23 protein-coding genes and 1 pseudogene are annotated in these 25,796 nt (G+C 65.3%); 8 read left to right on the top strand and 16 right to left on the bottom strand.

Going from position 1 to position 25,796, the window contains the following annotated elements; genetic code table 11:
* The first annotated feature begins 285 nt into the window (after positions 1 to 285).
* Complete coding sequence (locus OHQ90_RS02120; protein WP_328406873.1) at positions 286 to 1,188, top strand: formylglycine-generating enzyme family protein; 903 nt, start codon at positions 286 to 288, stop codon at positions 1,186 to 1,188.
* Positions 1,189 to 1,215: 27 nt separating this feature from the next.
* Here the strand turns inward: OHQ90_RS02120 and thiD are convergent, their stop codons facing one another.
* Positions 1,216 to 2,061 (bottom strand): bifunctional hydroxymethylpyrimidine kinase/phosphomethylpyrimidine kinase, encoded by an 846-nt coding sequence (thiD, locus tag OHQ90_RS02115; protein WP_328406872.1) that lies wholly within the window; start codon positions 2,059 to 2,061, stop codon positions 1,216 to 1,218.
* Between the two features lie 78 nt (positions 2,062 to 2,139).
* On the opposite strand from thiD, the gene OHQ90_RS02110 reads away from it, so the two are divergent.
* The gene (locus tag OHQ90_RS02110; RefSeq protein ID WP_328406871.1) at positions 2,140 to 3,288 is read left to right on the top strand and encodes a GTP-binding protein; all 1,149 of its coding nucleotides are present in this window, start codon (positions 2,140 to 2,142) and stop codon (positions 3,286 to 3,288) included.
* 382 nt (positions 3,289 to 3,670) lie between these two features.
* Here OHQ90_RS02110 and OHQ90_RS02105 read toward each other — a convergent pair whose 3' ends face one another.
* The 3 genes from OHQ90_RS02105 to OHQ90_RS02095 form a co-directional block, all read right to left on the bottom strand.
* The gene (locus OHQ90_RS02105; RefSeq protein WP_328406869.1) at positions 3,671 to 4,684 is read right to left on the bottom strand and encodes an alpha/beta fold hydrolase; all 1,014 of its coding nucleotides are present in this window, start codon (positions 4,682 to 4,684) and stop codon (positions 3,671 to 3,673) included.
* Between the two features lie 124 nt (positions 4,685 to 4,808).
* A complete protein-coding gene (locus OHQ90_RS02100) occupies positions 4,809 to 5,432 on the bottom strand; it encodes an NAD(P)-dependent oxidoreductase (RefSeq protein WP_328406868.1) in 624 nt (207 codons plus the stop codon).
* Positions 5,433 to 5,611: 179 nt separating this feature from the next.
* Positions 5,612 to 6,748, bottom strand: a complete 1,137-nt coding sequence (locus tag OHQ90_RS02095) for an epoxide hydrolase family protein (RefSeq protein ID WP_328406867.1) — start codon at positions 6,746 to 6,748, stop codon at positions 5,612 to 5,614.
* Positions 6,749 to 6,834: 86 nt separating this feature from the next.
* Here OHQ90_RS02095 and OHQ90_RS02090 point away from each other — a divergent pair, with 86 nt between their 5' ends.
* Positions 6,835 to 7,482 (top strand): TetR/AcrR family transcriptional regulator, encoded by a 648-nt coding sequence (locus tag OHQ90_RS02090; RefSeq protein ID WP_328406866.1) that lies wholly within the window; start codon positions 6,835 to 6,837, stop codon positions 7,480 to 7,482.
* Positions 7,483 to 7,568: 86 nt separating this feature from the next.
* Complete coding sequence (locus tag OHQ90_RS02085) at positions 7,569 to 7,976, top strand: VOC family protein (RefSeq protein WP_328406865.1); 408 nt, start codon at positions 7,569 to 7,571, stop codon at positions 7,974 to 7,976.
* Here OHQ90_RS02085 and OHQ90_RS02080 read toward each other — a convergent pair.
* Together OHQ90_RS02080 and OHQ90_RS02075 are read right to left on the bottom strand one after the other, a co-directional pair.
* Entirely contained in the window at positions 7,973 to 9,151 is a 1,179-nt protein-coding gene (locus OHQ90_RS02080; protein ID WP_328406864.1) for a serine hydrolase domain-containing protein, read from the bottom strand. The two genes, OHQ90_RS02085 and OHQ90_RS02080, sit on opposite strands and share 4 nt — an antisense overlap.
* 392 nt (positions 9,152 to 9,543) lie before the next feature.
* Entirely contained in the window at positions 9,544 to 10,338 is a 795-nt protein-coding gene (locus OHQ90_RS02075; protein ID WP_328406863.1) for a thioesterase family protein, read from the bottom strand.
* Positions 10,339 to 10,405: 67 nt separating this feature from the next.
* Here OHQ90_RS02075 and OHQ90_RS02070 point away from each other — a divergent pair, with 67 nt between their 5' ends.
* Positions 10,406 to 10,573, top strand: coding sequence for a hypothetical protein (locus OHQ90_RS02070; RefSeq protein WP_328406862.1), 168 nt, complete (start codon positions 10,406 to 10,408; stop codon positions 10,571 to 10,573).
* 110 nt (positions 10,574 to 10,683) lie between these two features.
* Here OHQ90_RS02070 and OHQ90_RS02065 read toward each other — a convergent pair whose 3' ends face one another.
* Positions 10,684 to 11,292, bottom strand: coding sequence for a helix-turn-helix domain-containing protein (locus OHQ90_RS02065; RefSeq protein WP_328406861.1), 609 nt, complete (start codon positions 11,290 to 11,292; stop codon positions 10,684 to 10,686).
* Positions 11,293 to 11,403: 111 nt separating this feature from the next.
* Here OHQ90_RS02065 and OHQ90_RS02060 point away from each other — a divergent pair, with 111 nt between their 5' ends.
* Entirely contained in the window at positions 11,404 to 12,222 is an 819-nt protein-coding gene (locus tag OHQ90_RS02060; protein WP_328406860.1) for an MBL fold metallo-hydrolase, read from the top strand.
* 119 nt (positions 12,223 to 12,341) lie between these two features.
* Here OHQ90_RS02060 and OHQ90_RS02055 read toward each other — a convergent pair whose 3' ends face one another.
* Complete coding sequence (locus OHQ90_RS02055; RefSeq protein WP_328406859.1) at positions 12,342 to 13,598, bottom strand: KasA/KasB family beta-ketoacyl-ACP synthase; 1,257 nt, start codon at positions 13,596 to 13,598, stop codon at positions 12,342 to 12,344.
* A gap of 39 nt (positions 13,599 to 13,637) precedes the next feature.
* On the opposite strand from OHQ90_RS02055, the gene OHQ90_RS02050 reads away from it, so the two are divergent.
* A complete protein-coding gene (locus OHQ90_RS02050) occupies positions 13,638 to 14,195 on the top strand; it encodes a TetR/AcrR family transcriptional regulator (protein WP_328406857.1) in 558 nt (185 codons plus the stop codon).
* 377 nt (positions 14,196 to 14,572) lie between these two features.
* On the opposite strand, the gene OHQ90_RS02045 is transcribed toward OHQ90_RS02050, so the two are convergent.
* Positions 14,573 to 15,049 carry a DUF1772 domain-containing protein gene (locus OHQ90_RS02045; protein WP_328406856.1) on the bottom strand — a complete coding sequence of 159 codons (477 nt, stop codon included), beginning with the start codon at positions 15,047 to 15,049 and terminating at the stop codon, positions 14,573 to 14,575.
* 341 nt (positions 15,050 to 15,390) lie between these two features.
* The gene (locus OHQ90_RS02040) at positions 15,391 to 15,966 is read right to left on the bottom strand and encodes a TetR/AcrR family transcriptional regulator (protein WP_328406855.1); all 576 of its coding nucleotides are present in this window, start codon (positions 15,964 to 15,966) and stop codon (positions 15,391 to 15,393) included.
* A gap of 109 nt (positions 15,967 to 16,075) precedes the next feature.
* On the opposite strand from OHQ90_RS02040, the gene OHQ90_RS02035 reads away from it, so the two are divergent.
* Positions 16,076 to 17,563: an MDR family MFS transporter gene (locus OHQ90_RS02035; RefSeq protein WP_328406854.1), complete on the top strand. Its 1,488-nt coding sequence runs from the start codon at positions 16,076 to 16,078 to the stop codon at positions 17,561 to 17,563.
* Positions 17,564 to 17,754: 191 nt separating this feature from the next.
* On the opposite strand, the pseudogene OHQ90_RS39300 reads toward OHQ90_RS02035, so the two are convergent.
* The 6 genes and pseudogenes from OHQ90_RS39300 to thiC all read right to left on the bottom strand — a co-directional run.
* Positions 17,755 to 17,886 (bottom strand): annotated as a pseudogene (locus OHQ90_RS39300) (hypothetical protein); the annotation flags it as partial.
* Positions 17,887 to 17,999: 113 nt separating this feature from the next.
* The gene (locus OHQ90_RS02030; RefSeq protein WP_328406853.1) at positions 18,000 to 20,666 is read right to left on the bottom strand and encodes a choline/carnitine O-acyltransferase; all 2,667 of its coding nucleotides are present in this window, start codon (positions 20,664 to 20,666) and stop codon (positions 18,000 to 18,002) included.
* Complete coding sequence (locus tag OHQ90_RS02025; protein ID WP_328406852.1) at positions 20,663 to 21,526, bottom strand: HalD/BesD family halogenase; 864 nt, start codon at positions 21,524 to 21,526, stop codon at positions 20,663 to 20,665. Before OHQ90_RS02025 ends, OHQ90_RS02030 begins: the two co-directional genes overlap by 4 nt.
* Positions 21,527 to 21,682: 156 nt before the next feature.
* Positions 21,683 to 22,405, bottom strand: a complete 723-nt coding sequence (locus OHQ90_RS02020; protein WP_328406851.1) for a type 1 glutamine amidotransferase — start codon at positions 22,403 to 22,405, stop codon at positions 21,683 to 21,685.
* Between the two features lie 432 nt (positions 22,406 to 22,837).
* Positions 22,838 to 23,752 (bottom strand): NAD-dependent epimerase/dehydratase family protein, encoded by a 915-nt coding sequence (locus OHQ90_RS02015; protein WP_328406850.1) that lies wholly within the window; start codon positions 23,750 to 23,752, stop codon positions 22,838 to 22,840.
* A 216-nt stretch (positions 23,753 to 23,968) separates the two neighbouring features.
* Entirely contained in the window at positions 23,969 to 25,597 is a 1,629-nt protein-coding gene (thiC, locus tag OHQ90_RS02010) for a phosphomethylpyrimidine synthase ThiC (RefSeq protein WP_328406849.1), read from the bottom strand.
* Positions 25,598 to 25,796: the final 199 nt, after the last annotated feature.

Below are 25,796 nucleotides of genomic sequence, written 5' to 3'. Positions count from 1 at the left end.
CTGCCGCATCCACGCGAACCACGTTGTTCCTGTTGTGCCGCGCCATTGAGGCCAACTGTGTTTGCGACGTTCACAGTATGAACCGGCCCACCGACAAGAAACGGCAGTCGGAGCCGGCGGCCGCACAGTGCCCACCGTCGCTGCCATCACGCTGACACGAGCCCGGCCCTCCGGGCGGTCCGTGGAATCCGGCCGAGACCTGACATCATGGGATTGCGGCCGACGGTGCTCGCCGACCCGCGACGATAGGATCAACTCCCCGTGGGTGTGAATACGGAAAATGGGATGGTTGCCATCCCCGCCGGGCGGGTGACGCTGTCGGATCGGCGGACGCAGCGCAGCTGGTCGGTCGAGGTGGAGCCGTATTCGATCTCGCGGTTTCCGGTCACCCAATCGGAGTACGCGCACGTCACTGGTCAACGCCCGAGCGCCGCGCACGGCGACCGAATGCCGGTCGAGACCGTCTCGTGGTGGGACGCGGTCCGATTCTGCAACGCGCTGTCCCGAAGCGAGGGGTTGTCACCGGCATATCGCATCGGTGCCGGTGCCGGTGCCGGTGCTGGTGCGAACGCCGGTGCCGATGGCGATGCGAACGCCGGTGCCGATGGCGATGCGAACGCCGGTGCCGATGGCGATGCGAACGCCGGTGCCGATGGCGATGCGAACGCCGGTGCCCATGTCGATACCAACGCCAGCGACGATGGCGATGCAAATGCCAGAGCCGACGGCGGTCCCAAGGACCGAGCCAAAGCTGGTGCCGATAGCCGTGCCCAAGCCAGTGCCGATGGCGATGGCGATGGCGGCAGTATCGAGTGGATCGCTTCCGCTGACGGGTACCGGTTGCCGACGGAAGCCGAGTGGGAGCATGCGTGCCGCGCGGGGACGACCGGTCCGCGCTATGGCGAACTCGATGAGATCGCTTGGTACCGCGGCAATTCCGATGGTCGAATGCACGAGGTCGGCGGCAAGCGCCCCAATGCGTTCGGTCTGTACGACATGCTCGGCAATGTGTGGGACTGGTGCTGGGACGTCTACGACGCCGAGGTGTACGGCGCCTACCGGGTGCTGCGTGGCGGCGGGTGGTTCGACGAGCACTGGAGCTGCCGCGCCTCGGTACGCCGTCGCAGTCATCCGAGCTTTCGGCCCGACGACGTCGGCTTCCGTGTTGTTCGTTCGGTGTCGCTCTGAGCGCGACTCAGTCGCTCTGAGCGCGGCCTACAGGTGGCTCAATCGCCACAGCGGCGACACCGGCCCATGCCCGGCGCCGAGGTTGTAGGACGCGGCGAGGCAGCGGTAGGTCCACTCCTTGGCGAAGGCCACCGCGTCGGGGACCGAATAGCCGTTGGCGAGGGCGCAGGCAATCGCGGCGGCCAGGGTGTCGCCGCCGCCGTGGTCATTGCCGGTGCTGATGCGCGGCGCGGTGAATTCCAGGAACTGCTCGCCGTCGAACAGCAGATCGGTGCTGAATTCGGACGAGCGCAGGTGCCCGCCCTTGACGATCGCCCACTGTGCGCCGAGTGTGTGCAGCGCCTCGGCGGCGCGGCGGGCGCTCGGATCGTCGGTGACGTCGATGCCGGTGATCAGCCTGACCTCGTCGAGGTTCGGTGTCACCACGGTCGCGAGCGGAATCAGCGTGTGCCGCACCGCGTCCAGCGCCTCCTCGTGCAGCAGCGGATCGCCGTGCATAGACGCCGCGACGGGGTCGACCACCAGCGGAATCGTCCCGTCGCGTCCGATGCCGACCTCGTGACAGACCCCTGCGACGGCCTCGATGATGGCGGTCGAGGCCAGCATCCCGGTCTTGGCCGCGCCGATCCCGATATCGCCGACCACCGTGCGCACCTGATCGGCCACGATCTGCGGCGGAATCTCGTGAAAGCCGCTGACACCCAACGAGTTCTGCACCGTCACTGCCGCCACCGCGACGCACGCGTGCACCCCGCACAGCGCCATGGTGCGCGAGTCGGCCTGGATTCCGGCACCCCCGCCCGAGTCGGTGCCCGCGATGGTGAGTGCGCGGACCGGAGTCTGTCCCTCGGCGGGAAGAGGCAGCAATTTCACACCCAAGACCCTACGACCTGCCACGCCGGGAAGCCGCCCCGAATCCTCAACGCAAATGAAAACCATTATCATTAATGGGTGACCACTTCATCGACCACCGACCTGCTGCCCGTCACCGTGCTGTCCGGCTTCCTCGGCGCGGGCAAGACCACGCTGCTCAACCACATCTTGGCCAACCGGGACGGCCGCCGCGTCGCGGTCATCGTCAACGACATGAGCGAGGTGAATATCGACGCCGCGCTCGTCGCGGGCCAAGGTCACCTGGACCGGACCGAGGAGAAGCTGGTCGAGCTCACCAATGGCTGCATCTGCTGCACGCTGCGCGAGGACCTGATCGAAGCGGTCGGCCGCCTGGCACGGGACGGCCGGTTCGATCAGCTGGTCATCGAATCCACCGGCATCTCCGAGCCCATGCCGGTGGCCGCCACCTTCGACTGGGAATTCGAGGACGGTTTCAAGCTCGGCGATATCGCGCGGCTGGACACCATGGTGACGGTGGTCGACGCATCGACCTTCCTCACCGAGGTGGCCCGCGGGCAGGCGCTTGCCGAACGCAATCTGCAAGCGGCGGAAGGGGACGCGCGCACTATCGCCGACTTGCTGGTGGATCAGGTGGAATTCGCCGACGTCCTGCTCGTCAACAAGACCGATCTGGTGAGCGACGCCGTCGCCGGGGCGGTGGAAGCCACTGTGCGCAGGCTGAATCCGCGCGCCGAAGTGCTGCGCACACAGCAGGGCATCGTGGACTTGGCCGAGGTGCTCGGCACCGGACGCTACAACCCGGTCGTCGCCGCTGAGGCTGCGGGCTGGGAGGACGAACTCGCGGGCGGACACATCCCGGAGACCGAGGAATACGGCATCCGCAGCCTGACCTACACCGCCGACCGCCCTTTCCATCCGGCCCGCCTCTCCGATGCACTCGATCAGATGCGAGGACTGTTGCGCAGCAAGGGTTTCTGCTGGATCGCCAGCCGAGCAGGGTTGGCAGCGGTCTGGTCGCAGGCGGGCCCGAACCTGGTATTCGAACCGGCCGCCCGGTGGACTTCGCTGGAGGTGCCGCCCGGACAGGAGATCGTCTTCATCGGCGTAAAGCTCGACCGCGACCGGGTACGCGAAATGTTGGACACCGCATTGCTCACCGCCGCCGAACTTGCTGCGGGACCGCTGGAATGGGCCGAATACCCCGATCCGTTCCCTGCTTGGGGTGAACTGCGCGAACATGCGTGAGCTGGCGCCAGATCGCGGCGGTGTGCGAGCAGGTCCGTGGCCCGGCCGGGCCAAAGCGCCACTGGTTCAGGAGATCTCGTCCGGTGGTGGTCGGAGGCGGTTGCCTTCCGGCGTGAAGTGGAAGGAAGTAGCGAACGGTCCGGAGCCGTATCGACGGCCACGTTTTCGATCTTTTCGTCGGGTGATGTGGCTGATCGGCGCGGGTGGTGAATCGTAAGCCCGGCGCGACCGCAGTTCCCTGCACATGGAACTCGGGCTGGAGCGCGACACATTCCGACGGGTCTTGCCGCGCTGGGTTCGAAACTTGGTGGTGCATCGTCGGCGTCACCTGGGTGACACGTCGGGTTCGAGTCGTGGCCGAATGTCGACCGTGTGATGGCGTTCAGCGCGCGAGTAGCTCCCGCAGTGCGTTATCGATGAACACCGCTCCCTCCGGGTCGCTCCCGCCGCCGGTGAGGTGTCCCCAGATGCCGGGTACCACAATCAGTTTCGCGTCCCGCATATGACCGACGGCCCACGCCTCGTCCTCCGGAGGGAAGTAGAGGTCCTTCAGGGCGGGCAGGGCTACGGTCTTCGCCGTGATGGCGGCCAATGCCGCCGCGGTGTCGCCGTCGAAACCCGGTGTCAGGCCGATGTCGGCGTGCTTCCAGGTCCAGATCTGGGCGAGTAGATCGTTGGCGTCCGCCGTCGCGAAGATCGGCTCCCATAGGTTGGTGAGGAATTCGTCGAGGGTAGCGAAGCCGACTTTCTCGTACACTCGCTCCCAATAGAACGCCTGCGACAGCGCCCAACCCGCGAGCACGCGGGCGAATGCGCGCAGGCCCAGGCGCGGTGGTTCCAGGTAGTCGCCGTCGGCGAAGGCCGCATCGGCGGTCAGGGCGTATCGCAGGCCGTCGAGGAAGACTTTGTTGTGCGGGCTGGTGTGTGACGAGCCGGTGATCGGCGCCAGGCGTTCCACCATGTCCGGGTACCTGACCGCCCACTGATACGCCTGCGCCGCGCCCATCGAGGCGCCGGTGACGAGGGCCAGTCGGGTGATGCCGAAATGCTCGGTGATCAAGCGGTGTTGGGCGGTGACATTGTCGAGAATGGTGACGTTCGGGAACCGCGCGCGGTCGTAGGGTGCCGGCGTGTTGCTCGGCGAGCTGGAAAGCCCGTTGCCGAACAGATTCGGCACGATCACGAAGTAGCGGGTGGTATCCAGCGCTTTGCCCGGGCCGATCAACCACTCGTTGTGGCTGTGGGTCCCCGCGAACCAGGTCGGGAAGAGAATGGCGTTCGACTTGTCGTCCGCGAGCTCGCCGTAGGTCCGGTACGCCAGCCGGGCGTCGGGCACGGCTCCACCGGCAAAGGCGAAGTCGCCGAGCTCGAAGATTTCGTGATCGGTCACCCTCATTTCAAGCAATTGTGACGCCGAGGTATTCCACAACCGCGCCCCACACACCCCGGGTCGGAGTGTGGGGCGCGGTCGGGCGGGCCGGTGACATGCGCCGGTCCAACGGCGCGGCATGGCTCCTGCCTCAGTTCGAGATGCCGGGAGTCTGCTGGAGGTAGGACGTGTCGGTCAGCTGCTCGAGCATGAAGTCCGCAATATCGGCGCGGGCGATCTTCAGCGCGAGTCCGGTCTCGTCGGCGGGGAATCCGCGGCGGTAGCTGCCGGTGCGCGGGCCGTCGGTGAAGGCGCTCGGGCGCACGATGGTCCAGTCCAGATCGCTGGCGCGGACGTACGCCTCCTGCTGCACGTGGTCGGCGTACGCCTGACGCAGCAGCATGCCGAACATGACGTACTTCCACAGGAAGTTCAGGTTGCCGCGGCTGTCGCCGACGCCGAGGGTGGTCTGCGCGATCAGCCGCTTCACCCCGGTCCGGTTCATCACCTCGATGACCGCGCGCGTGCCTTCGGCCCGGATGACGCCCTTGCGGCCGGCACCGAGCGAGATAAGCACGGCGTCCTGGCCCACGACGGCCCGCTCCACCGACGTGGTGTCGAGCACGTCGCCCTCGATAATGTGCAGGCGCTCGTGCCGCTGCCCGACTCCGGCCGCGTTGCGGGTGAAGGCCGTCACCTCGTGACCCTGGGCGAGCGCCTGCTCGACGACCTGGCGACCGACGGTGCTTGTGGCTCCGAAGACTGCGATTTTCACGATGTTCTCCTTGTTCTCGAAAGCTGTTGAGCTGTTGGTGAATCCAGTACATCAGCGTCGAGTCCGGTGAACCATGGCCGCGCGTCTCGCTGACATAAGAGAGTGTCTCGGGCCTGGGGAACGCACCACGGCCCGTGCTCCGGAACGCCGGGCACGGGCCGTCGAGTGGCGAAGAATGCTCAGCTGAGCTGGGCGAAGAAGCTGCGGATATCGGCGACCAACACTTCGGGCGCCTCGTGTGCGGCATAGTGCCCGGCCGCGTCGTTGGCGCCGCCCTGCACGGATCCGACGTCATAGGAGTTCCAGCTGACGATATTGCGGTGATCGCGCTCGGCGAAGCGGCGGATCGACTGGAAGTCACCCTTGAACATCGCGAGCCCGGTCGGCGTCTCGGTCGGCGCGGCCGGCTGCTGCGCGACGTGCGCATCCTCGTAGTAGAAGCGAATCGACGAGCCCGCGGTGCCGGTCAGCCAGTAGATGGCCACATTGCCGATCACGAAGTCGTCGTCGAGGCTCTCACCGAACAGCTGCGCATTCCAGCCGAGCAGGCCCACCGGCGAATCGCTCAGCGCGAAGGCCAGGGTCTGCGGCTGCTGGCTGTGCAGGGTGTTGAAGGACATCTTGTTGTCGTGGAACCACTGCAGCTGCGCCAGCGCGGCCATGTCGTCCTCGGACAGGCCCTCGAATTCCGCCGGGTCGCCGGACGGGAACGAAAAGAGCTGCGTGACATGGACACCGACGACGCGCTCCGGATCGATGCGGCCGATCTCGGGCGAGATCATCGAGCCGCCGTCGTTGCCGATCGCGCCGTAGCGCTGGTAGCCGAGCCTGCTCATCAGCTCCACCCATGCCTTGGCGGTGCGGTCGCGACCCCAGCCGGTGCTGCGGGTGGGACCGGAGAATCCGAATCCCGGCAGCGAGGGGATGACCAGGTGGAAGGCCGGGGCATCGGCGGACTCCGGCTCGGTGAGCGGGGCGATGACGTCGAGGTATTCCAGGATCGAGCCCGGCCAGCCGTGGCTGAGGATCACCGGGAGTGCGTCGGCCCGGGAGGACTTGATGTGCAGGAAGTGGATGTCCTCGCCGTCGATCTCGGTGACGAACTGCGGGTAGGAGTTCAGCCTGGCCTCCAGCGCCCGCCAGTCGAAACGGTCGAGCCAGTATTCGGCGAGGGCGCGCACCCGCTCGTTCGGAACGCCGTAGGAGTCGGCGACGCCGCTGAGCTCGTTCGGCCAGATGGTCCGCTGCAGCCGGTTGGCCAGGTCGTCGAGCTGGGACTGCGGGATGTCGATGGTGAAGGGATGGATGGCGTTCATGGCGTTCTCCTTCTGAAACGGAATGCTTTGTTCTGTTTGAACCATAACAGAACGGATCATTCCGTTTCAAGTGTTACGCTGAAATCATGCCGAAAACATTCGAGACCCCAGCTCCGAAGGCCCTGCCCGGCCGCAAGGCGCAGGCCGCCCGCAACGACGGGCTGATCATGGAGGCCGCGCGGGCGGTTTTCCTCGCCGACCCCAACGCCCCGATCGCCGCCGTCGCCGAACGTGCCGGAGTCGGGATCAGCGCGCTCTATCGCCGCTATCCGAGCAAGGAAGACCTCTTGCGCACCCTGTGCCACCAGGGCCTGCGCCGCTACAACGTGGAAGCCGATGCCGCGCTGGAGGAATCCGACGGCTGGCACGGCTTCGTCGGATTCCTGGAGCGGGTGGTCGATGCCGACGTGCACTCGCTGACGGTGCATCTGGCAGGCACCTTCACGCCGGACGAATCGATGTTGCCCGACGTCGTGCACGCGGGTGAGGTGGCCGAGGAGTTGGTGCGCCGCGCCCACGCCTCCGGGCGATTGCGTCCCGACGTCACCAGCCTGGATCTCGGTCTCGTCCTGGAAGCCTGTGCCGCCATTTCGATGCCCGACGAGAAACGCACCGCCGAGCTGCGGCGTCGCGTGCTCGCGCTGCTCATCGCGGGCCTGACGGTCGAGGGTGAACTGCCGGGTCCGCCGCCGGAGGCCGGTGAATTCGCCTGGCGTTGGCAGCGGCGCCCGTGACCGACGGCCCGACCGATGATTTCGCCGCCGACCGAGCGTCTGCACTGCTAGGAATATCCCTGTCCGCAGCAGCGAAAGGACTCGCTATGAACTGGACACTCGAGGTCGTGATCGTGCCGGTGTCGGACATCGACCGGGCCAAGGACTTCTACTCGAAGCAGCTGGGTTTCGCGGTCGACCACGACACCGAAATCGGCGAGGGCGTCCGGTTGGTGCAGCTGACCCCACCGGGCTCCGGCTGCTCCATCGTCATCGGCGAGGGCGCGGTCCCCAAGATGGAACCCGGCTCGCTGCAGGGTTTACAGCTGGTTGTCCCCGACATCCGAAAAGCCCACGCCGAGTTGCTCGAACGCGGCGTCGAGGTCAGTGATATCCAAGTCCTCGGCCAGAGCCCGACCCAAATGCCCGATCCCCTGGACAACGTCGGTTTCCTCTTCTTCACCGACCCCGACGGCAACGGCTGGGCCGTCCAGCAGATCTCCACCCGCCATTAGGCGCGGGCCTGATCCAGCGCCTCGACCAGGCTGCGGGCCCGCAGATCCACCGCACCTTCGATGATGTAGTTGGTGACGTACGCGAACGCGATGCCACGCGACGGGTCGGCATAGGCCAGCGAACCGCCGCGACCGGGATGGCCGAAGGAGGCGGCGCCGCCGAGTGGAAAGCCCTCGGCGGGAAGCATGTAGCCAGTGCCGTAGCGATCGGGCAGCATGACCACGCGGTCGATGCCATCGGCCTGCACCCGGGTGGCGTCGGCGACCGTTTCCGGGGTGAGCAGTCGGATGCCGTCGACCTCTCCGATGAGCGAGGCGTACAGCCGCGCCAGCCCGCGTGCGCTACCGATGCCATTGCTCGACGGGATCTCCGCGGCATGTACGGCGGGGGAGTTGAAGTCGATGTCGGCCGGGTCGGTGACCTGGAACGCACGGGTGGCCAGTGACTCCGGATCTCGAAGGGCCGCAACCATATCGTGCAGTTCGGCCGGAATCGCATCCATCGGGACGGTTGCCAGATCGACGGCGGGCGCGAACACCAAGCGGCTGACCCGGTGGCGTTCGGCCTCGGGCAACCCGATGTAGAAGTCGATCCCGAGCGGCCCGGCGATCTCCTCGGCCACGAACTGCCCGACGCTGCGGCCACTGACCCGCCGGATCACCTCGCCGACCAGCCAGCCGAAGGTGCGGCCGTGATACCCGTGCGCGGTGCCCGGAACCCAGTTCGGCGCCTGTGCGGCAAGCGCTTCCACCATCGGCTGCCAGGCCAGCGCGTCCGCCAGCAGTACCGGCTTGTCCACCGCGGCGAGCCCGGCCTGGTGGCTCAGCAACCAGCGCACCGGAATCTCGCCCTTGCCCGCGGCCGCGAACTCCGGCCAGTACTGCGCCACCGGCGCGTCGAGGTCGAGGTGGCCACGCTGCGCGAGCAGGTGCGCGGCGGTCGCGGTGACGCCTTTGGTCGCCGAATAGACCAGCTGGATGGTATCCCGATCCCAGGTGCGATCGGTCTCGGGATCGGCAGATCCGCCCCACAGGTCGACCACCGGCCGTCCGTCCCGATACACGCATACCGCGGCGCCCACATCACCCCGGTCGGCGAAGTTCGCGGCGAATGCCGCCCGCACCGCTTCGTATCCGTCCGCAACCAGCCCGTCGATCACCATGTGGGACAGCATGTCATGACCGAAAACGAAAGTCTTGCGGCGATGATGTAGCAGGATGGTCAGCGGCTGTGACGTTCCCGATGGGCGGCGCCCCCGGGGCGCCGACGACCCCGAAGAGTGGTCATGAAGTAGACCGAGCGCATCGGCCGCGCCGAGCAGGCCATCAGGGATGACGGCGTCCCTTTGCCCCGCCCCTGGCCGCGGACCGGGATGCGCGGCCGGCCGCCATGCTGTACCTGATCTGCACCGAGGGGTACGCGCCACCTCGAGTCCGAACCTGTACCACGTCGAATTGTCCACGGAGGCAGTCCAGCTCACCCGGCTGGTGCACCGGCTGCTGCCCGACAAGTTGCGCATCGCTGCCGCGAACGTCCGGAGGCGCACCCGTCATGCGCTACTCGACGCTATCCACGCGAGGCGAGGAGGAGGGCTTGGGTGCTGCGGCCGAGGGGGCCTTTCTCGTCGAAGAGGGCGGATTCGGCCAGGCCGATGCCGTGTGGTTGGGGGTAAGTGGCGGCGTCGAGGCAGATCCATTCGTCAACGGGCATGCGGTGGAGCGTGACGGTGAGGTCGGTGTTGATGAACAGGTAGCGCGACCAGTCCAGGACCGAGCTCACACCGTTACCGGAGTCGGCGGCGGCCAGGGTGCGCTCCAGCGGGCTCGGGGTGGTGCCTGCCACGATCGGATATTTCAGCCGGATCCAGCAGATCGCGGGGCCGGGTTCAGCGAATGATCCTGTGATGAAACGGTATTCGATACCGGTGTGGAAACCGACCGGCTGGGTGGCCGGAAACGGTGACGAGACCGCCTGCTCGGGTCCCGGACGGACGCCGGAGGGGATGATCTGCGCGGGCAGGTCCAGTTCGGGGTCGGCCAGTGTGAAGCGCCAGGCGTTGGCCTTCATGACCGGCCCGCGATCGGTCGAGAGCGTTGCCTCGATGAGTTCGACGCTGCGGCCGGGCCGCGTGACGCGCGCCTCGACGGTCAGCGGCGCCAGCGGAACCGGACCGAGAATCTCGACTGCGACCCTGCCGACCTGGAAACCCTCCCGCGGTGCGCAGCGTTCGATCGCGTAGCCGAGCAGCGCGGACGGCGGCCCGGCGTGCTGGGCATCCGGCGACCAGGGGCCGCGGGTGAGTTCGGTCGAGACGAACCGATTCGGGTCCGCTGGATCCGGCAGGTAGAAGGCGTCGGCCACGTCGTTGTCCGTCCCATCGGGCCGGCGTTGCCGGTCGGAAAGTTGTTCGTTCGGTTAACGATTTCCCTTGGAACGGTACTCCGGCGGCATCGGGCCAGTACTGCAACGGCACTCGCTGGTCGGGCCGCTGACATCGGTGATGTCGTACCAGAGCATGAACGCGCTTGCCGCGATCAGGGCAAAGCTGCCCACCGCCCGACAGCAGACTCGGCCGAACCGGCTGCTCCGTAGCTGACCGCGTTCTTGTTTCGAGCAACATGGCTGCACCATAGGCGTAACCGGGTCGCTTCTCCTTGGACGATCTTGCGTTCTCTGTCGTGCTCCTTGGGCGATGGCTGCGGCCGATCAGGTTCTGCGCGAGATGACCATGATGTATTCGCAGGCAGCGTTCGTTCGGTTGGCGAAGCCGTGGTCCGCGTCGGCCTGGAAGAACAGAGAGTCGCCTGTGTTCAGGGTCTCGCTGATTCCGCCGATCGCGACGGTGAGGGTGCCTTCGAGCACCACGAGTTGTTTCTCCGTACCCGGCGGATACGCGGGCAGTAGCCCGGTAGAGACCTGTGCGGGGAGGTAGTGGACGACCATCTCGGCTCCTCCCGCGCCCGGGGCCGCTGACACCATGTGCCGTTCGAAGCCGGTTTCTGGGTCACGGAAAACGGGGCGATCGTTCTTGCGCATGACAACGGCCACACCAGACGCGGCAGCGGCTGCCCCACCGATCAGGTCCGAGAGCGACGCGTCGAGCGCGTGGGCGATCCTGGACGCGACGCCGATCGTCGGGCTCTTCTCACCGCGTTCGACCTTGGACAGCATCGCCCGGCTCACCGCCGACTGTGTGGACAGCTGCTCCAGCGTCAGGCCCGCCTCCTCGCGGCGTCGCCGCACGTTACCGCCGAACGCGCCGGCCAGGTCGTCACCGTGCTGCGGTTCGGCCGCGTTTCCGTCTTGCTCGACCACCGTGCTCCTCGATCGATGGGTAACTCGCCGCCCACAGTGTAACTATCTCCTAAAGAAGATATAGTCTTCTATCGGAGACGCGCGATATGCGCCCAACACGACGGAGGTTCCATGCGTTTGATCTCGAGTGGCCAGCACCATGCCACGTTCGAATTCGGCGATCTGCAGGTGATCTCGTTGCGAGACGGGTACATCGACATGCCGCCGACACGGCTCCGCGACGAGGATGGGTGCACGCTCGATGAGCTGCCGGCCGCCGTGCCGCTGGCCGGCGACAACTTGCGGCTGTCGGTCAACGCTTTCTTCGTCACCGACGGCACGCGGTCGGTTCTCATCGACACCGGCGCGTCCAACGCCTGGCACGACCCCACCATGGGATTGATCTACGATGCGCTCGACGAAGCGGGAATCGACCGCGCGCATGTCACCGATGTGGCCATCACCCACAGGCACGAAGATCACGTGAGCGGCCTGATCGCGCCGGACGGTTCAGAGGCGTTCACCAAACTCGAGCGCGTGTGGATCGGCGCGGGCGACACCTCGGTGTTCACGGGGCGGCTCGAGCCGATCCGCGACCGGGTCGTACCCGTGTCGAAGAAGGTCGCGATCAACGACTGGACCACCGCGATCCCGACACCGGGCCACACACCCGGTCACACCGTCTACGACGTCAGGAGCGGCACCGGCCACCTTCTCGTTTGGGGCGACACCGTTCACGTTCCCACGCTCCAATTCGATCGGCCGAACGTGTCCTGGGAGTTCGACGGCAACCAGTCCCAAGCCCGCGCCGCGCGAGCGGCCCTCCTCGAACAACTGACCCAACCACACCACTTCGTAGCCGGCGCCCACCTCGACTCACCCGGCATCGCCCGCGTAACCCCCTCCGGTGATGGCTATGCGCTGGAATACCTCGCACCACCGATCGGCTGATCGAGCCTGTCGGCTCCGGGCCGCGCTCGCGATGGCGGCCAAGGGGGCAAGCTCGTCCGGAACGTGGTCGAGCCGATCAGGCGCTTCCCGGCGCGTAGAAGTTGATCAAGGCTGGAGTACTAGGGCCGGCCGAACGCGAGGGCGACGTTGTGCCCACCGAAACCGAACGAGTTGTTGAGCGCATAGTCGATCCGTTGGGTGCGCGGTGCGCCGGCGACGATATCGAGGTCGATATCCGGCCCGCGATTGTCGAGATTCAGTGTGGGCGGGACGATCTGGTCGCGCAGGGTCAGCATGGTCAGGATCGATTCGAGGGCGCCGACCGCGCCGATCGAGTGTCCGAGCGCGGATTTCGGCGCGTAGACCGAGGCATCGGGCACGACGGCCGCGATCGCGTTGGCTTCGGACGCGTCACCGACGGACGTCGACGTGGCGTGCGCATTGACGTGCTGGATATCCGAAACCTGCAGTCCCGCAGTACTTATCGCCTTGCGCATGGCTCGCGCCGCGCCGATGCCGCCGGGGTCGGATGCGACGATGTGGTAGGCGTCCGAGGTGATTCCCGCGCCGAGCACCCTGCCGTGGATCTGCGCGCCCCGCGCTCGTGCATGGCGCTCGGATTCGAGCACGAGCAGGGCCCCGGCCTCGCCGAAGACGAAGCCGTCGCGGTCCCGGTCGAACGGCCGCGACGCGCGCTGCGGTTCGTCGTTGCGCGTGCTCATCGCGCGCATCATGGCGAAGCTCGCGATCGGCACCGCGTGGATGTGGCCCTCGACGCCGCCCGCGACGACGATGTCGGCCTCGCCGGTGCGGATCAGCCGCCAGGCGTGCGCGATTGCCTCGGAACCCGACGAGCACGCCGAGACCGGCGCGAAAACGCCTGCCTGGGAACCGATTTCGAGTCCGACAGTGGCGGCGGGCCCATTGGGCATCACCATCGGCACCGACATCGGCGACACCTTCCGGTAGCCGCCCTCGCGCATGGCGTCCACCGCGTTGATGAGCGCGTCGCCGCCGCCGAGGCCGGTGCCGATCGCGACGGCCAGCCGTTCCCGGTCCACCGCAGGCGCGCCTGCATTGCTCCAGACTCGGCGGCCGAGTACCAGCGCCATCTGTTCGACATAGGACAGCCGCCGCTGCTCGATCCGAGTCAACTGCTCGCCGGGTTGTGACTTCAGCTTGCCGCCGATCCGCACCGGCAGGTCGTATTCGGTGACGAAATCGTCCTCGAGCATCCCGATGCCGCTGTGGCAGGCCAGCAGCTCCGACCAGGTGATGTCGGCGTCGTCGGCGAGCGAGGTGGTCGCGGCGTAGGCGGTGACCACGACCGAGTCGCGAGCAGCGCCGAGAGTTTCTGAAGCGATTGTTACAGTCACGAGGTCATGGATACCTGTACCACTCGCTACAGTCAACTCATGGCCCGCCCACTCGACCAAGCAAAACGCGCCGAACTCCTCGCCGACGTGGTGCAATACATCGCCGATCACGGCCTCGCGGACCTGTCGCTGCGCCCACTCGCGGCCGAACTCGGCACCAGCTCCCGCATGCTGATCTACTACTTCGACACCAAAGAGGAGATGCTCGTCCAGGCGCTCACCACCCAGCGCCCCGACATCGCGGCACTGTTCGCGGACGTCGGCGACGCCGCCGAACTCCGGCAGCGACTGAGCGATTTCTATACCGCGAGCCTGTCGGGCGCGGGTGCGACCAGCGTGCGCGTCCTGTTGCAGGTGCTCGGCACGGCCTGCGCCCCGCACAGCCCGTACGCCGCCTACGCCAACGCCGCGATCGCCACCTTCGTCGCGGCCCTTACTGACGCCCTCCGTCGAATCGCGTCGATCGAAGATCCGGAAGCCGTTGCCACGCTATTGATTTCCGGCCTGCGCGGCGTCATCCAAGACCGCCTGATCACCGGCGACATCGACCGCGCCGACCGCGCGGCCCACCGCCTGATCGAGCAGAACCTGCGCTGATGGCCTGATCGATCATTCCCTGTGCCAAGGGTGCGGAAGCCATTGCGGTGCTGAGTTTTCCTGCCTGCGCCACATTCGAGACCGGTCACCGTCGGCATCGCCCGCGCCATCTGTTGCGTTGTCGAGCCGAGTCTGCGCTGGCGGGTCATCGGCCGAAGCGTCGTCGGTGCGGAAGCTGTTGCTGCTGTCGGTTTCCGGCTCGCATGGGCGCAATTCGAGATCGGCACCAGTGGCATTTGTTCTGCCGTCTGTCGCCTCGTCGAGCAGGGCAGCTGCGCTGAGGGGCATGTGGGGCTGGCCGCCACCACGTCGAACGAGTATGAGCCCTACATCCGTAACGGATGCACGGCTCACACTCGGCTGTGGTCGAGATGCCGTCACGCAAGGGCGATGGCGGCGCACAGGGCGGCGATGGCGGCGAACTGAAGGGCGACGCGACCGTTGACGACGCTGTCCCACTTCTCCTGCAGTGCACGGGCATTCGGTGGGATGATCCCGGTCTGCGCGGCGGTGGTTTGCACGGCATTGATCGGCTTGGCGACCCGCACATAGACGCCGAGCCACGACACGAGGGCCAGTACGGCGATACCGGCTGCGATGGCGGCCGCGAAGTGTCCGCCGATGGCCGCGATAAGCGTGGTCGCCACCGCGGTCACCACGCCGCTGATACCGACCATCGGCATCCGCTTGTCGGCGTAGTAGTGACCCCATCCCGCGGTGATGGTCATGGTGCGGTCATCCAGTTCGGCGTGGACCGACCGCATGACCAGCGCTGCGAGGGTGTCGGTGCCATAGACGACCGCGTTGGCGAGGACCGCGACGATGGCGAGGAGCTGGATGACCGTGGTGAGCATGGCGACTTCCGTTCTCTTGTTCTAGCTGTGATAGAGAATCTAGCACAGCTAGATTAAGAAGCAAGCCGAAGTTCGACAAGGTCGCGCCCGGCTCGGTAGCTTGCTGTTTGCTTATGTGCGGCAGATGTTGGCTGAGGTTCGTTCGGGCGAGCGAAGGAGCGCGATGTCTGCGGGTTTCCTGCAGAAGAGGCCGCCACGATCGGATCCGAGCGGTGGCTGATGCTCGCCGCACGGCACGCGTTCGACCTGGCACTCACGACGAGGTCTTCCGTATCGGCAGCCATCGTCGTCGCGGTACTGGCAGTGTGGTTGGTGCCGAGTGGTTTTCGGGTGACCGGCAGTCAGTGGGTGCGGCCCCAGCCATGTTCGAGCAGGTCGAAGAGCTCGCGCAGGGCGCGCGGCGGGTCCTCGCGGTCACCGGCGATTTGGGTGCTCTCCAAGGCGAAATGGGCCAGCCCGGCGGCGGCGAGGTCGTCTTCGGGTGCGCCGGTCGCCTCGGCGATCGCGGCGGCAAGCACGGTCTCGTGCCGTAGCCACATTCGGTGCGCGTACTCGCGCAGGGCGGGTGTCGAGTTCACCAAATCGTGGAACGCCGCGATGTCTGGGTCGGTACCGGATCTGGTGCGGTTGAGCACCAAGTAGTCGCGAATGGCGTGCAGCACCGACTGGCCCGGTGCTCGGTCGCGGACCGCGGCAACCATGGCGGCCTCCAGTTCCTCGTCCAGATCGAAGACCAGCGCCTCTTTGCTGGGGAAGTGCTTGAACAGCGTGCTGAGTGAGACGTCCGCCGCTTCGGCGACGTCGCGGACGCCGACGTTGTCGTAGCCGCGTTCCAGGAACAGTCGCGTCGCGGCGTCCGCAAGCGTCTGCCGGGTCTGGGCCTTCTTGCGCTCGCGGCGCCCTGTCGTCGCGGTCATGTCGACGACTCTACTCCGATTAGCTATCGACTTCAAAGTCGTATCAGTTGTACTTTTATAGTCGATATGCTTTTCTGGCGGTGTTCGAAAATCGAGGAGGTGAGCGGCCATGTCCGCAACAAAGATCGAGACGCAGACCGCACCGCAGCGGTCGATCCGGCTGGTCGTGGCCGGGGTGATGCTCGCGATGCTGTTGGCAATGCTCGACAACGCGATCGTCGGCACCGCGATGCCGACGATCGTCGGTGAGCTCGGCGGCCTGAGCCAGGTCGCCTGGGTGGTGACCGCCTATGCGCTGCTGTCGGCGATATCGACACCCGTGTGGGCGAAGCTCGGCGACCTGTTCAGCCGCAAGCCGGTGTTCCTGACGGCCATCGGGGTGTTCATCGTCGGGTCGGTGCTCGCCGGCGCGGCCTGGTCGATGCCCGCGCTGATCGGGTTCCGTGCGCTACAGGGCCTCGGTGCGGGCGGTATCGCCGTCAGCGCATTCGCGCTCATCGGCGCGCTGGTGCCGCCGCGCGAGCGCGGCAAATACCAGGGCATGACCGCGACGACGATGGCGATCGGGACCATCGGCGGACCACTGCTCGGTGGCGTGATCACCGACGGCCTCGATTGGCGATGGGCGTTCTACATCAACATTCCACTCGGCCTGTTGGCCTTCGCCTGGTCGTTCTGGATGCTGGACCTTCCTGTCGCTCGCAAGAAGGTCACCATCGACTACGCGGGCATCGTCGCCCTCGCGACCGCTATCGCCGCCCTGGTGCTGGTCGCGACGTGGGGTGGCGTCGAGTACTCCTGGCTCTCGGTGCCGATCCTGGGACTGATCGCACTGGCCGTCGCGGCGGTGAGTGCTTTTCTCGCCATCGAACGGAAAGCCGTCGACCCGGTGATTCCATTGGAGATCTTCCGCAGCCGCAATCTTGTCGTCTCCGCGCTGACGGCACTGGTCGGCGGTGTGGTGATGTTCGGAGCGATCCTCTATCTGCCGCTGTTCCAGCAGACAGTCCAAGGCGCTTCCGCCGCGAATTCCGGACTGTTGTTGCTGCCGATGATGATTCCGCTGCTGATCGTTTCCCAGATCGTCGGCAAGCGGATGAGCGCCACCGGTAAATACAAGATCTACTTCATCCTCGGTGGCGGATTTCTCACCGCGGGGACCGCGCTGCTGACCATTGTGGACGCCGGGACAGGGCGCCTGGCAACAGGTTTCGCGATGGCATTGATCGGTGCCGGACTCGGCTTCGCGATGCAGCTGTCCACCGCGATCGCCCAGAACAGCGTGGATATGAAGCACATCGGCGCCGCTTCCGGCGCAACCACCCTGTTCCGCACACTCGGCGGCTCCCTCGGTGTGGCCGCCTTCGGCTCGCTGTTCACCAGGGCTTTGCATGGGCATGTGCCCGCCGACGGTTACGGCTACCTCGAGGCGTTCGCTGCAGGCACTGGTTACGTATTCCTGGCCGCAACCATTATCTGCGCCTTGGGATTCATCGTCTCGTGGTTCGTCGAGGAGGTCCCGCTGCGCGGCAAAGCGCCCGAACCGGCCGTGCGGGTGGGAACTACCGCTGAGGCGCAGCCCGAGACCGTATCCTGATTCGATTCGAGACGGCCGGAGTGGAATCTCACTCCGGCCGTTCGGTTTTCGTTTGTCGGCACGACCACGCCTCGCGGACGATGCTCCCGATCTCGGACGAGTAGGTCGGCGGACCGGACAGGCATGCCGTCCGGTACTCGTGAACCGTCCCTGTGGATAAGTCCGACAACGTCATACCCGCTGTCACGCAATGCTGCCGCGACGGCTGCGCCGAGGTAGCCGTTCGCTCCTGTCACGAGTATCCGCACAGCGCACCTCGGTTCGTGGGTCGGGCCCTCGGCTATCGGCTGAATCCCGATCTCTTCCTCGGCCTCGCGGATCATTGCCAACTCGAGGTCTTCCCCTCCTCGAGCTTCCCGGACGGCAGGTTCCACTGCCCGTCGGCGTATCCGGTGTTGCAGCCGCTCATGGCTCCCCTGCTACTTAACTACGAAAGCTAGGCGACTGATGCCGGGACCAACAGGTCGCACAACTCGGGGATGGCGACATGGAGAGCGTGGGCGAATTGGCGCATGTGCTGTTCAATGGCCTGGGGTGCGCTGAGGTAGATGTTGAGGCTGCCAGGCAGCAGGACGTAGCCGATCCCGATGCATTGGGCGGTCGTCGGCCCGAAACCGAAGAATCGAATATTGGCCGATGGCACGGAACTGGTGCTGAGATAGTCATCACGCAGAATCGTCCACCCGGGGGATTCGTAGATCGCGAGCGGCTCAGCGTTGAGTTGCCGCTGGATTCGCTGCAACTCCGCGAGGTGCCTTTCGGGAGCGCGACCCGCCTGGCAGTCCCTGGCACGAGCAACGTGCGCCCCCGCCGCGGCCCGCAGCGCTTCGGCCCGAGCCGTGGCTGTGGCGGTCGAGTCGTTCATCAACGCCACGAAGCGAACGACTTCGGGGGTGACCGCCCGGAGAGCCTCTGTGCGGCCGTGGCGGTAATGTCTCATGGCAATGGATTCGTAGGTGGTGCCGAGCAATCCCCTCGCCCGTTGGTGAGCCAGTTGGTAAGCCACCTGCACCAACGCATCCGGTGATATTCCGAGGCGTTTGGCTGTGTCCGAGCCGAAGTCGTCGAACGTCACAACAGCGGTCGCGGTCTCGGCCGCTTGCTTGTCGAAGTCGGCTGCGGAGTACCGAATGTCCTGCTGCAGGTGCTCGTTGAGACGGAATTCGATCGGAGCTATCGCGGGCGCTTGGCCGGGCTTATCCGCTGGTGTGGCTGTCGAACTCGCCAGAACGGCGTCACAGAAGCTGAGTACGGTGGTTCCGTCCAGGCCGCAATGCTCGATGTTGACGCCCGCGCGGCCGTCGACGAACACGATGAATGTCAACGCTTTGTCATACCAGCGGTTCCCGCCGTCGCCATAGAGGAGCTGGTTACAGGCCGAGAGTTCGTTTTGGGGCGCGGAGTCTTCGAGCGCGACGGAAAACAGTGCCGTCTCGATCGTCTCGAGTGCGGCGAGGTTGTCCGGATCTTCGATGAGGGCCTGGCGGGTCGTCGCCCACGCTGCGCGCGGTTTTGTTGTCAGCGCTCCCGGCGAGAACTCCACGGTCGGATCGGTTCCCCTGATCGAATTCAGCCCGGCGATCAGGTCTTCGACGGGGTACGGGGTTCCGTCAGCTGCGAGAATGTCCAGTCGGAACGCTTGGCGACGGAAATGGACGACGATGTGCCGTGCGGTTGACGGGCCGGGTTCCGCAGCGCTGTAGGGCGAGCGCACGGTGTCGCATTCGATTCCGGGGATCCTGGTGGTGGAGAACAGGTACCTGTTTTGATGCATGGACAGCGGCCGGCCGCGCAGCATCACCGGCGGTACCGTCTCCGCGTCGAGTTCGAGCTTATAAGCGGCGGTGCGCGCGATCAGCTCGGCGGCACGTTCGAGTTGTCCGTGCGCCGAGTCCGCGAACAAGAAGAAGAAATTCGCGTTGAGCGCAATACGGTCCCGACGGCCGAGATGACGGGACGTCCAGAATGTGTCGAGCCAACTGTGGACTCCCGGTGTCCGATCGAATCGTTCGATCTCGGCATGCCACGTCCGTGCCGGACTGTCCGATGCGAGGAGCTGTTCCACGGCCGCGACCGTGACAGTCAGTTCCTCGGCAGTCAGCAACGGCGAACACCGCTCGAGAAATCGTTCGCACGTATCCTCCAACGTAGGGATGGGCAGCCGCGGCAATTGTTCGTCGTTGCCGAACGTGCTGACGGACCGCTCCGCGGCGAGGTTCTCGTTCACTGGCACACTCGATTTCGTTGTGGAATTGGATCGGGCGATATCGATGGTCACCGGGCTCCTGCCTATGCGCGGGAGCGAGAGATAGGGTTGGGCATACAGCCACCCGTCCGCTTCGAAACCATGCGGATCGAGTCCTATGCGGTTCAGTGTGGCGAGGACTCGCGTCTGCTCTTCTTCTGAAACGAACCGCCGCTGCCTTACCGGTGCCGCGAGTTCGATCGTGTCGTAGCCGAGTGCGTCGAGACGTGCGGCGATGACGCCGAACTGTATGGTTCTGACGGCGAAATTGACCAGCCACGGCGCTCGGCGAGCGGCGGCTGCCACGATCTGAGTCAATGTCGTCGAGCCGACATAGCTTAGTGCGCCGGTTGAGATGACCAGATCCGACCTGCCGACGAGCGTGCGCTGCGCCCAGGACATCTCGGTGTGCTCGAGGTCGGCGTTCACCACGTCGTCGAGAAATCCGACGTCATGGGCGTAGGTCAAGGCGGCCCTCGAGACGTCGAGGCCGACGAATCGCACGCTACCTTCCCTGCCACGTGATCGAACCAGTTCCCGGTCGTACGCCACGAGCCGACGCCGAGGGTAGTGGGCAGCGGTCCGGTACCGGGTATACAGGTCGTCCAGCGTTACGTCACAACGCAGTAGAGCAGCGTTGACACCGTACGAGCATGCGATATCCAGCACCTGGATTTGTTGCTGCCCCCGCTCCATGCGGTAGCGGTCGATAAGTGCCAGAAAAGTCGGCGCGGCGTACTGCGGGATACGATATTCAAACTTGTTCAGTTCGGCGAAGTATGCACGCGGGTCCGGTTGCGAGTACACGTGGTCGAACGTCGCTTTGCCGCTTTCGTGGCGTTTGGCGGGTCCGGTCATCCCAGCAACCCGTCGGGATGAGCTGCGCTTGAATCTTTGTCGTGCTGAGGCGTTACCCTGCCGAACAATAAACGAGTTCGATCGGGACTGCCGATGACGTCCGCCTGCCCACTGTAGGCGAATATCGCCGAGAGCCTCTCATGATCGCCGCGGACTTCGCGTATGCGGTGTAGTGAATAACGACCACGGAACAACTGGAGGTCACCGACCTGGAGCGTTAGGCTGCGTACGAGGCCCCGGTCGCGACCGGTCAAGACCTCTCGCACGTCATCAATATTCTCGTGGCTCGCAGATCGAATATTCGGACAGTAGTCGAACTCGCCGCCGTCGTCAGCCCGTTGTGTGACCATGCTGACTGCAAATTCGTTGATATCGAAATGCCAAGGGTGCGACATTCCCGGTGCAACGACATTGAGACACAGACCCGCAAGCGGATCTGCCAACTCGTACACTCGCGGTAAGCCGAAACATCGTGCGATGAAATGTTGAAACATCTCGTCGCCGTACAGTCTATGAATGACCGAGGCCGCCGGAATCCTATCTCGCGCCACAAAAGCGTTGCCGCGCTCCATCATGAAACGGGCTGGATGATCGGTCGGTAGCGAAGCGTCGGGCTCGGTCTTGTACACATTCACGACCTCGGACACATGATCAGCGCCAGGAATAAGATCGACGCACTCGCTTCTGAGTGCCTCCAACACGGAGCCTCGGATGAACTGCGGCAGGACACAGCAACCGTCCTCCGTCAGGTGCCGTCTAGCGTGCTCGACGACATCACGGCAGCTTCGACCTTCCAGATCATCGAGCGGATAGCGATCAATGTTCACCAGCGTCTCAACGACCGACTCCGAACCTGCCACGGCTCACCTTCACACTGTTGGGATAGGCTTTGGGGAGTTTACGACATCACGCAGTGTCGCAACGTTTTTCAACCGGAATCTCACGAATCTACGTGGCACCATCGCACCGTTGACGCCCGCAGCGGGCATGCCGAAGCCGCATTCACCTGCCCGCCTTCACCCGACACGGCGCATTCCGTTCCCGACACGACAACGATCGACGACTAGGCGCCGAAACAGATCGGAACTCAGTGAATCGCGATATCGGCCGACCGAGTGCCGGGCGTCGGCGACGGTCCCGTTCCGGAATTCGATTTCATCCGCTCGCCCGTTGATGAGCTCGAGCATATCGTCGGAGGTCAACTCCGGATGAAACTGGAAGCCGTATACCGCTGAACCGTAGGAAAAGCCCTCGACCGGAGTTGTCGGACTGGACCACGTGACTCGAACGCCGTCGATCGACTCGATATGCGGAGATATCGCCTGATAATGGAACGTCGGAACGGTTTCCTGACCATGCGCGCCGTCGCGGCCCATGACGCGGATAAGACCGATGTCCATGGCGGGCAACGATGTTATCGAGCCCGGACGAAGGGCCTCTGCAATGATTTGCGAACCCAAGCATATGCCCACCACACTGTGCGTCGCGGCACCGGCGGTCCGGACGAGCCGGCCCGCATGCTCGACGGCCCGGCGCATCCATGCTGTCTCTGTGTTCACCGAAGTCTCGCCACCGGTGAACACGTAAACGCGTGCCGGTGGCAGTGTGTCCAAATTCGACTTCGTTAAATCTACCCGTCCGGTCTCGAGCCCCTCGGCTGTAAGCCGCTGTTGAATCCTCAGGCCGTAGTCGACGTCGTCATAGATGAAACCGTCCGACACGCAGACCAACGCATCCAATGCTCCGCCTTTGAAATCCCCACCACGCGGTGGATCGAACCAGCACGAGGTAAGTATTGTTGCATCCCCAGCGGGCGACTGCCCCCAGGGTTGGGGATGCCGAGCGAGTGGTGCGGCTGGGTAGCGAACCGGCGGCTATGGTGCGAAATTTGCGGTAGCCGGGATGGACCGTTCTGACATAGCCGGGTGGAACTGGATGCGCGACTCCGTTGCGTCACCAGGCATCTCTCCAGCTCCGGACTAGCCCTAGGTGAACGCTTCCGGCGGTCGGCATCAGATCTTCCGCTTAATCTAATAGAGCAGGCCACCATGGTGGAGTGTCGCGCAGACGGCGGTCTGTAGCGCCGGAACCGGCCGTGCGGGTGGGAACTACCGCTGAGGCGCAGCCCGAGACCGTATCCTGATTCGATTCGAGACGGCCGGAGTGGAATCTCACTCCGGCCGTTCGGTTTTCGTCGGTCGGCACGACCACGCCTCGTGGACGATGCTCCCGATCTCGGAAGTTGTTGCAGTCCAATTAAGTTCACGCCGAGCCCGACCACTGTCGCTGACGAGTCGTGGTGGTTCCGCGACCGCCGGGCGGTGCTCGATCGGGATGTCGCGCCCCGTCACCTGCGAGGCGACGTCGATCAATTGCCGCACACTGGTGCCGACTCCGCTGCCGATGTTGTAGCGCACGCACATTCCATGGCTCGGCATCGTGGCGATCGCCGCGCCGAAAGTCCTTGCGGCATCGGCGATGTGCACGTAGTCGCGGACGGAGCTGCCGTCGCCGTTGAGAGTCAGGGCGGGGCTGTCACCGGCGGCCGTCGCGAGGATGCGCGGCAGGATTCGAGTGCTGTCGGGGTCCGGCCCGCCCGCGATGTTGAACAGCCGCAGGATCACTGCGGCGAGTCGCCCGGTGCGGGATTCGGCTTCGATGGCCTGTTCGGCGGCTTGTTTGCTCGCGGCATACGGATGGGGTGGGTTGTCGGGCAGGTCTTCGTGCATCGGCTGCTGTTCGGGTGCGCCGTAGATCGCGGCGGTGGACGCGAAAACCATGGCGCCGACACCCTCGGACTCCATGGCCCGCAGCAATGCCACTGTCCCTGCGGCATTGACATCGAAATACCGCTCGGGATCGGTGAAAGACTCGCGAACGCGGGTGAGCCCGGCGAGGTGGCAGACCACATCCATGCCGCGCACTGCTGCACGTAGCGAGCCCGGGTCGAGTAGGTCGGCGGACCGGACAGGCATGCCGTCCGGTACTCGTGAACGGTCCCTGTGGATAAGTCCGACAACGTCATACCCGCTGTCACGCAATGCTGCCGCGACGGCTGCGCCGAGGTAGCCGTTCGCTCCTGTCACGAGTATCCGCACAGCGCACCTCGGTTCGTGGGTCGGGCCCTCGGCTATCGAGTGGTTGGTCCGCGTAGACCAGGCTGGGGCGGAGACCGATTCGCCTTCGGAATCCACGCCAGTCCGCAGGCCTCGGCACTTCGAGTAGCGGACGTTATGCCTGCGGGGACATTCCACGCGACCCGCCGGGTCCGAAGGCGAACCCGGCGGGTGCGGTGAATCAGGCTAGGAGACCACCGGCAAGTAGACCTTGCCGCCCGCGTCGGCGAACTCTGCGGACTTCTCCGCCATGCCCGCCTCCAACGCCGCGGCGTCGTCGAGCCCCTGACGTGCCGCGTACTCCCTGACATCCGCCGAGATCCGCATCGAGCAGAACTTCGGGCCGCACATCGAGCAGAAGTGCGCGGTCTTGGCAGGTTCGGCGGGCAGGGTTTCGTCGTGGTACTCGCGGGCGGTATCCGGATCCAGCGAGAGGGCGAACTGGTCGCGCCAGCGGAATTCGAAACGGGCCTTGGACAATTCGTTGTCCCGGTCCTGGGCGTGCGGGTGGCCCTTGGCGAGGTCGGCGGCGTGGGCGGCGATCTTGTAGGTGATCACGCCGACCTTGACGTCGTCGCGGTTGGGCAGGCCGAGGTGCTCCTTGGGCGTCACGTAGCAGAGCATCGCGGTGCCCGCCTGCGCGATGATCGCGGCGCCGATGGCCGAGGTGATGTGGTCGTAGGCCGGTGCGATATCGGTGGCGAGCGGGCCGAGAGTGTAGAACGGCGCCTCCTCACACAGCTCCTCTTCGAGCTTCACGTTCTCCACGATCTTGTGCATCGGCACGTGGCCGGGGCCCTCGATCATCACCTGCACGCCATAGGATTTGGCGATCTTCGTCAGCTCGCCGAGGGTGCGCAGCTCGGCGAACTGGGCCTCGTCATTCGCATCGGCGATAGAGCCGGGCCGCAGACCATCGCCGAGGGAGAAGGTGACGTCGTACTTCGCCAGGATCTCGCAGAGCTCGGCAAAGTTGGTGTACAGGAACGATTCCTGGTGATGAGCCAGACACCAGGCGGCCATGATGGAACCGCCACGCGAGACGATGCCGGTGACCCGCTTGGCAGTCAACGGCACGTAACGCAGCAGCACGCCTGCGTGCACGGTCATGTAGTCGACGCCCTGCTCGCACTGCTCGATCACGGTGTCGCGGTAGATCTCCCAGGTGAGCGCGGTCGGGTCGCCGTTCACCTTTTCCAGCGCCTGGTAGATCGGGACGGTGCCGACCGGGACGGGGGAATTACGCAGGATCCACTCGCGCGTTTCGTGGATGTTCTTGCCGGTGGACAGGTCCATGATGGTGTCGGCACCCCAGCGGGTGGCCCACACCATTTTCTCGACTTCCTCCGCAATGGAAGAGGACACGGCCGAGTTGCCGATATTCGCGTTGATCTTCACCAGGAACTTCTTGCCGATGATCGTCGGCTCCAGCTCCGGGTGCTTGTGATTGGCGGGGATCACTGCACGGCCCGCGGCCACCTCCTCGCGCACCAACTCCGGCGCCACGCCCTCGCGGGCCGCGATGAATCGCATTTCCGGGGTGATGATGCCCTGGCGCGCCCACGCGAGCTGGGTGGGCGGACCGGCGACCTCCGGCTTGGTCCAGGCGTCGCGCAACTTCGGTAGACCGGCCTCGACGTCGATGGTGGCCGCGTCATCGGTGTACGGGCCCGAGGTGTCGTAGACGTCGAAATGTTCGCCGTTGGTCAGGTTGATGCGGCGCACCGGAATGCGCAGGTCATCGACCTCGTGGTAGTGCTTGACGCTGCCCTCGATCGGACCCGTTGTCACAGTCTCGACAGGTGTCGTCGTCATGGAATTCCTCCCTACGCCGGCATTACCCGGTCAGGTTCATACGGTCGACAGCCCTGACGCCCGAATGGGCTAGCTGTCCTCTCAGCCCGCTGGTGCGAGCCCCCGTTGGCGATGTGAATTTTTCCCGGCCGACCCTACACCCCGATGTCCCGCGTGCTGGTCGGACAAACCTCCAAACCTACCGTGGTCGACGCTGAAC

Source organism: Nocardia sp. NBC_00403, from assembly GCF_036046055.1.
Lineage (GTDB): Bacteria > Actinomycetota > Actinomycetes > Mycobacteriales > Mycobacteriaceae > Nocardia.
The sequence above is the reverse complement of the archived record's forward strand: the minus strand, read 5'-3'. Positions and strand labels throughout refer to the sequence as shown.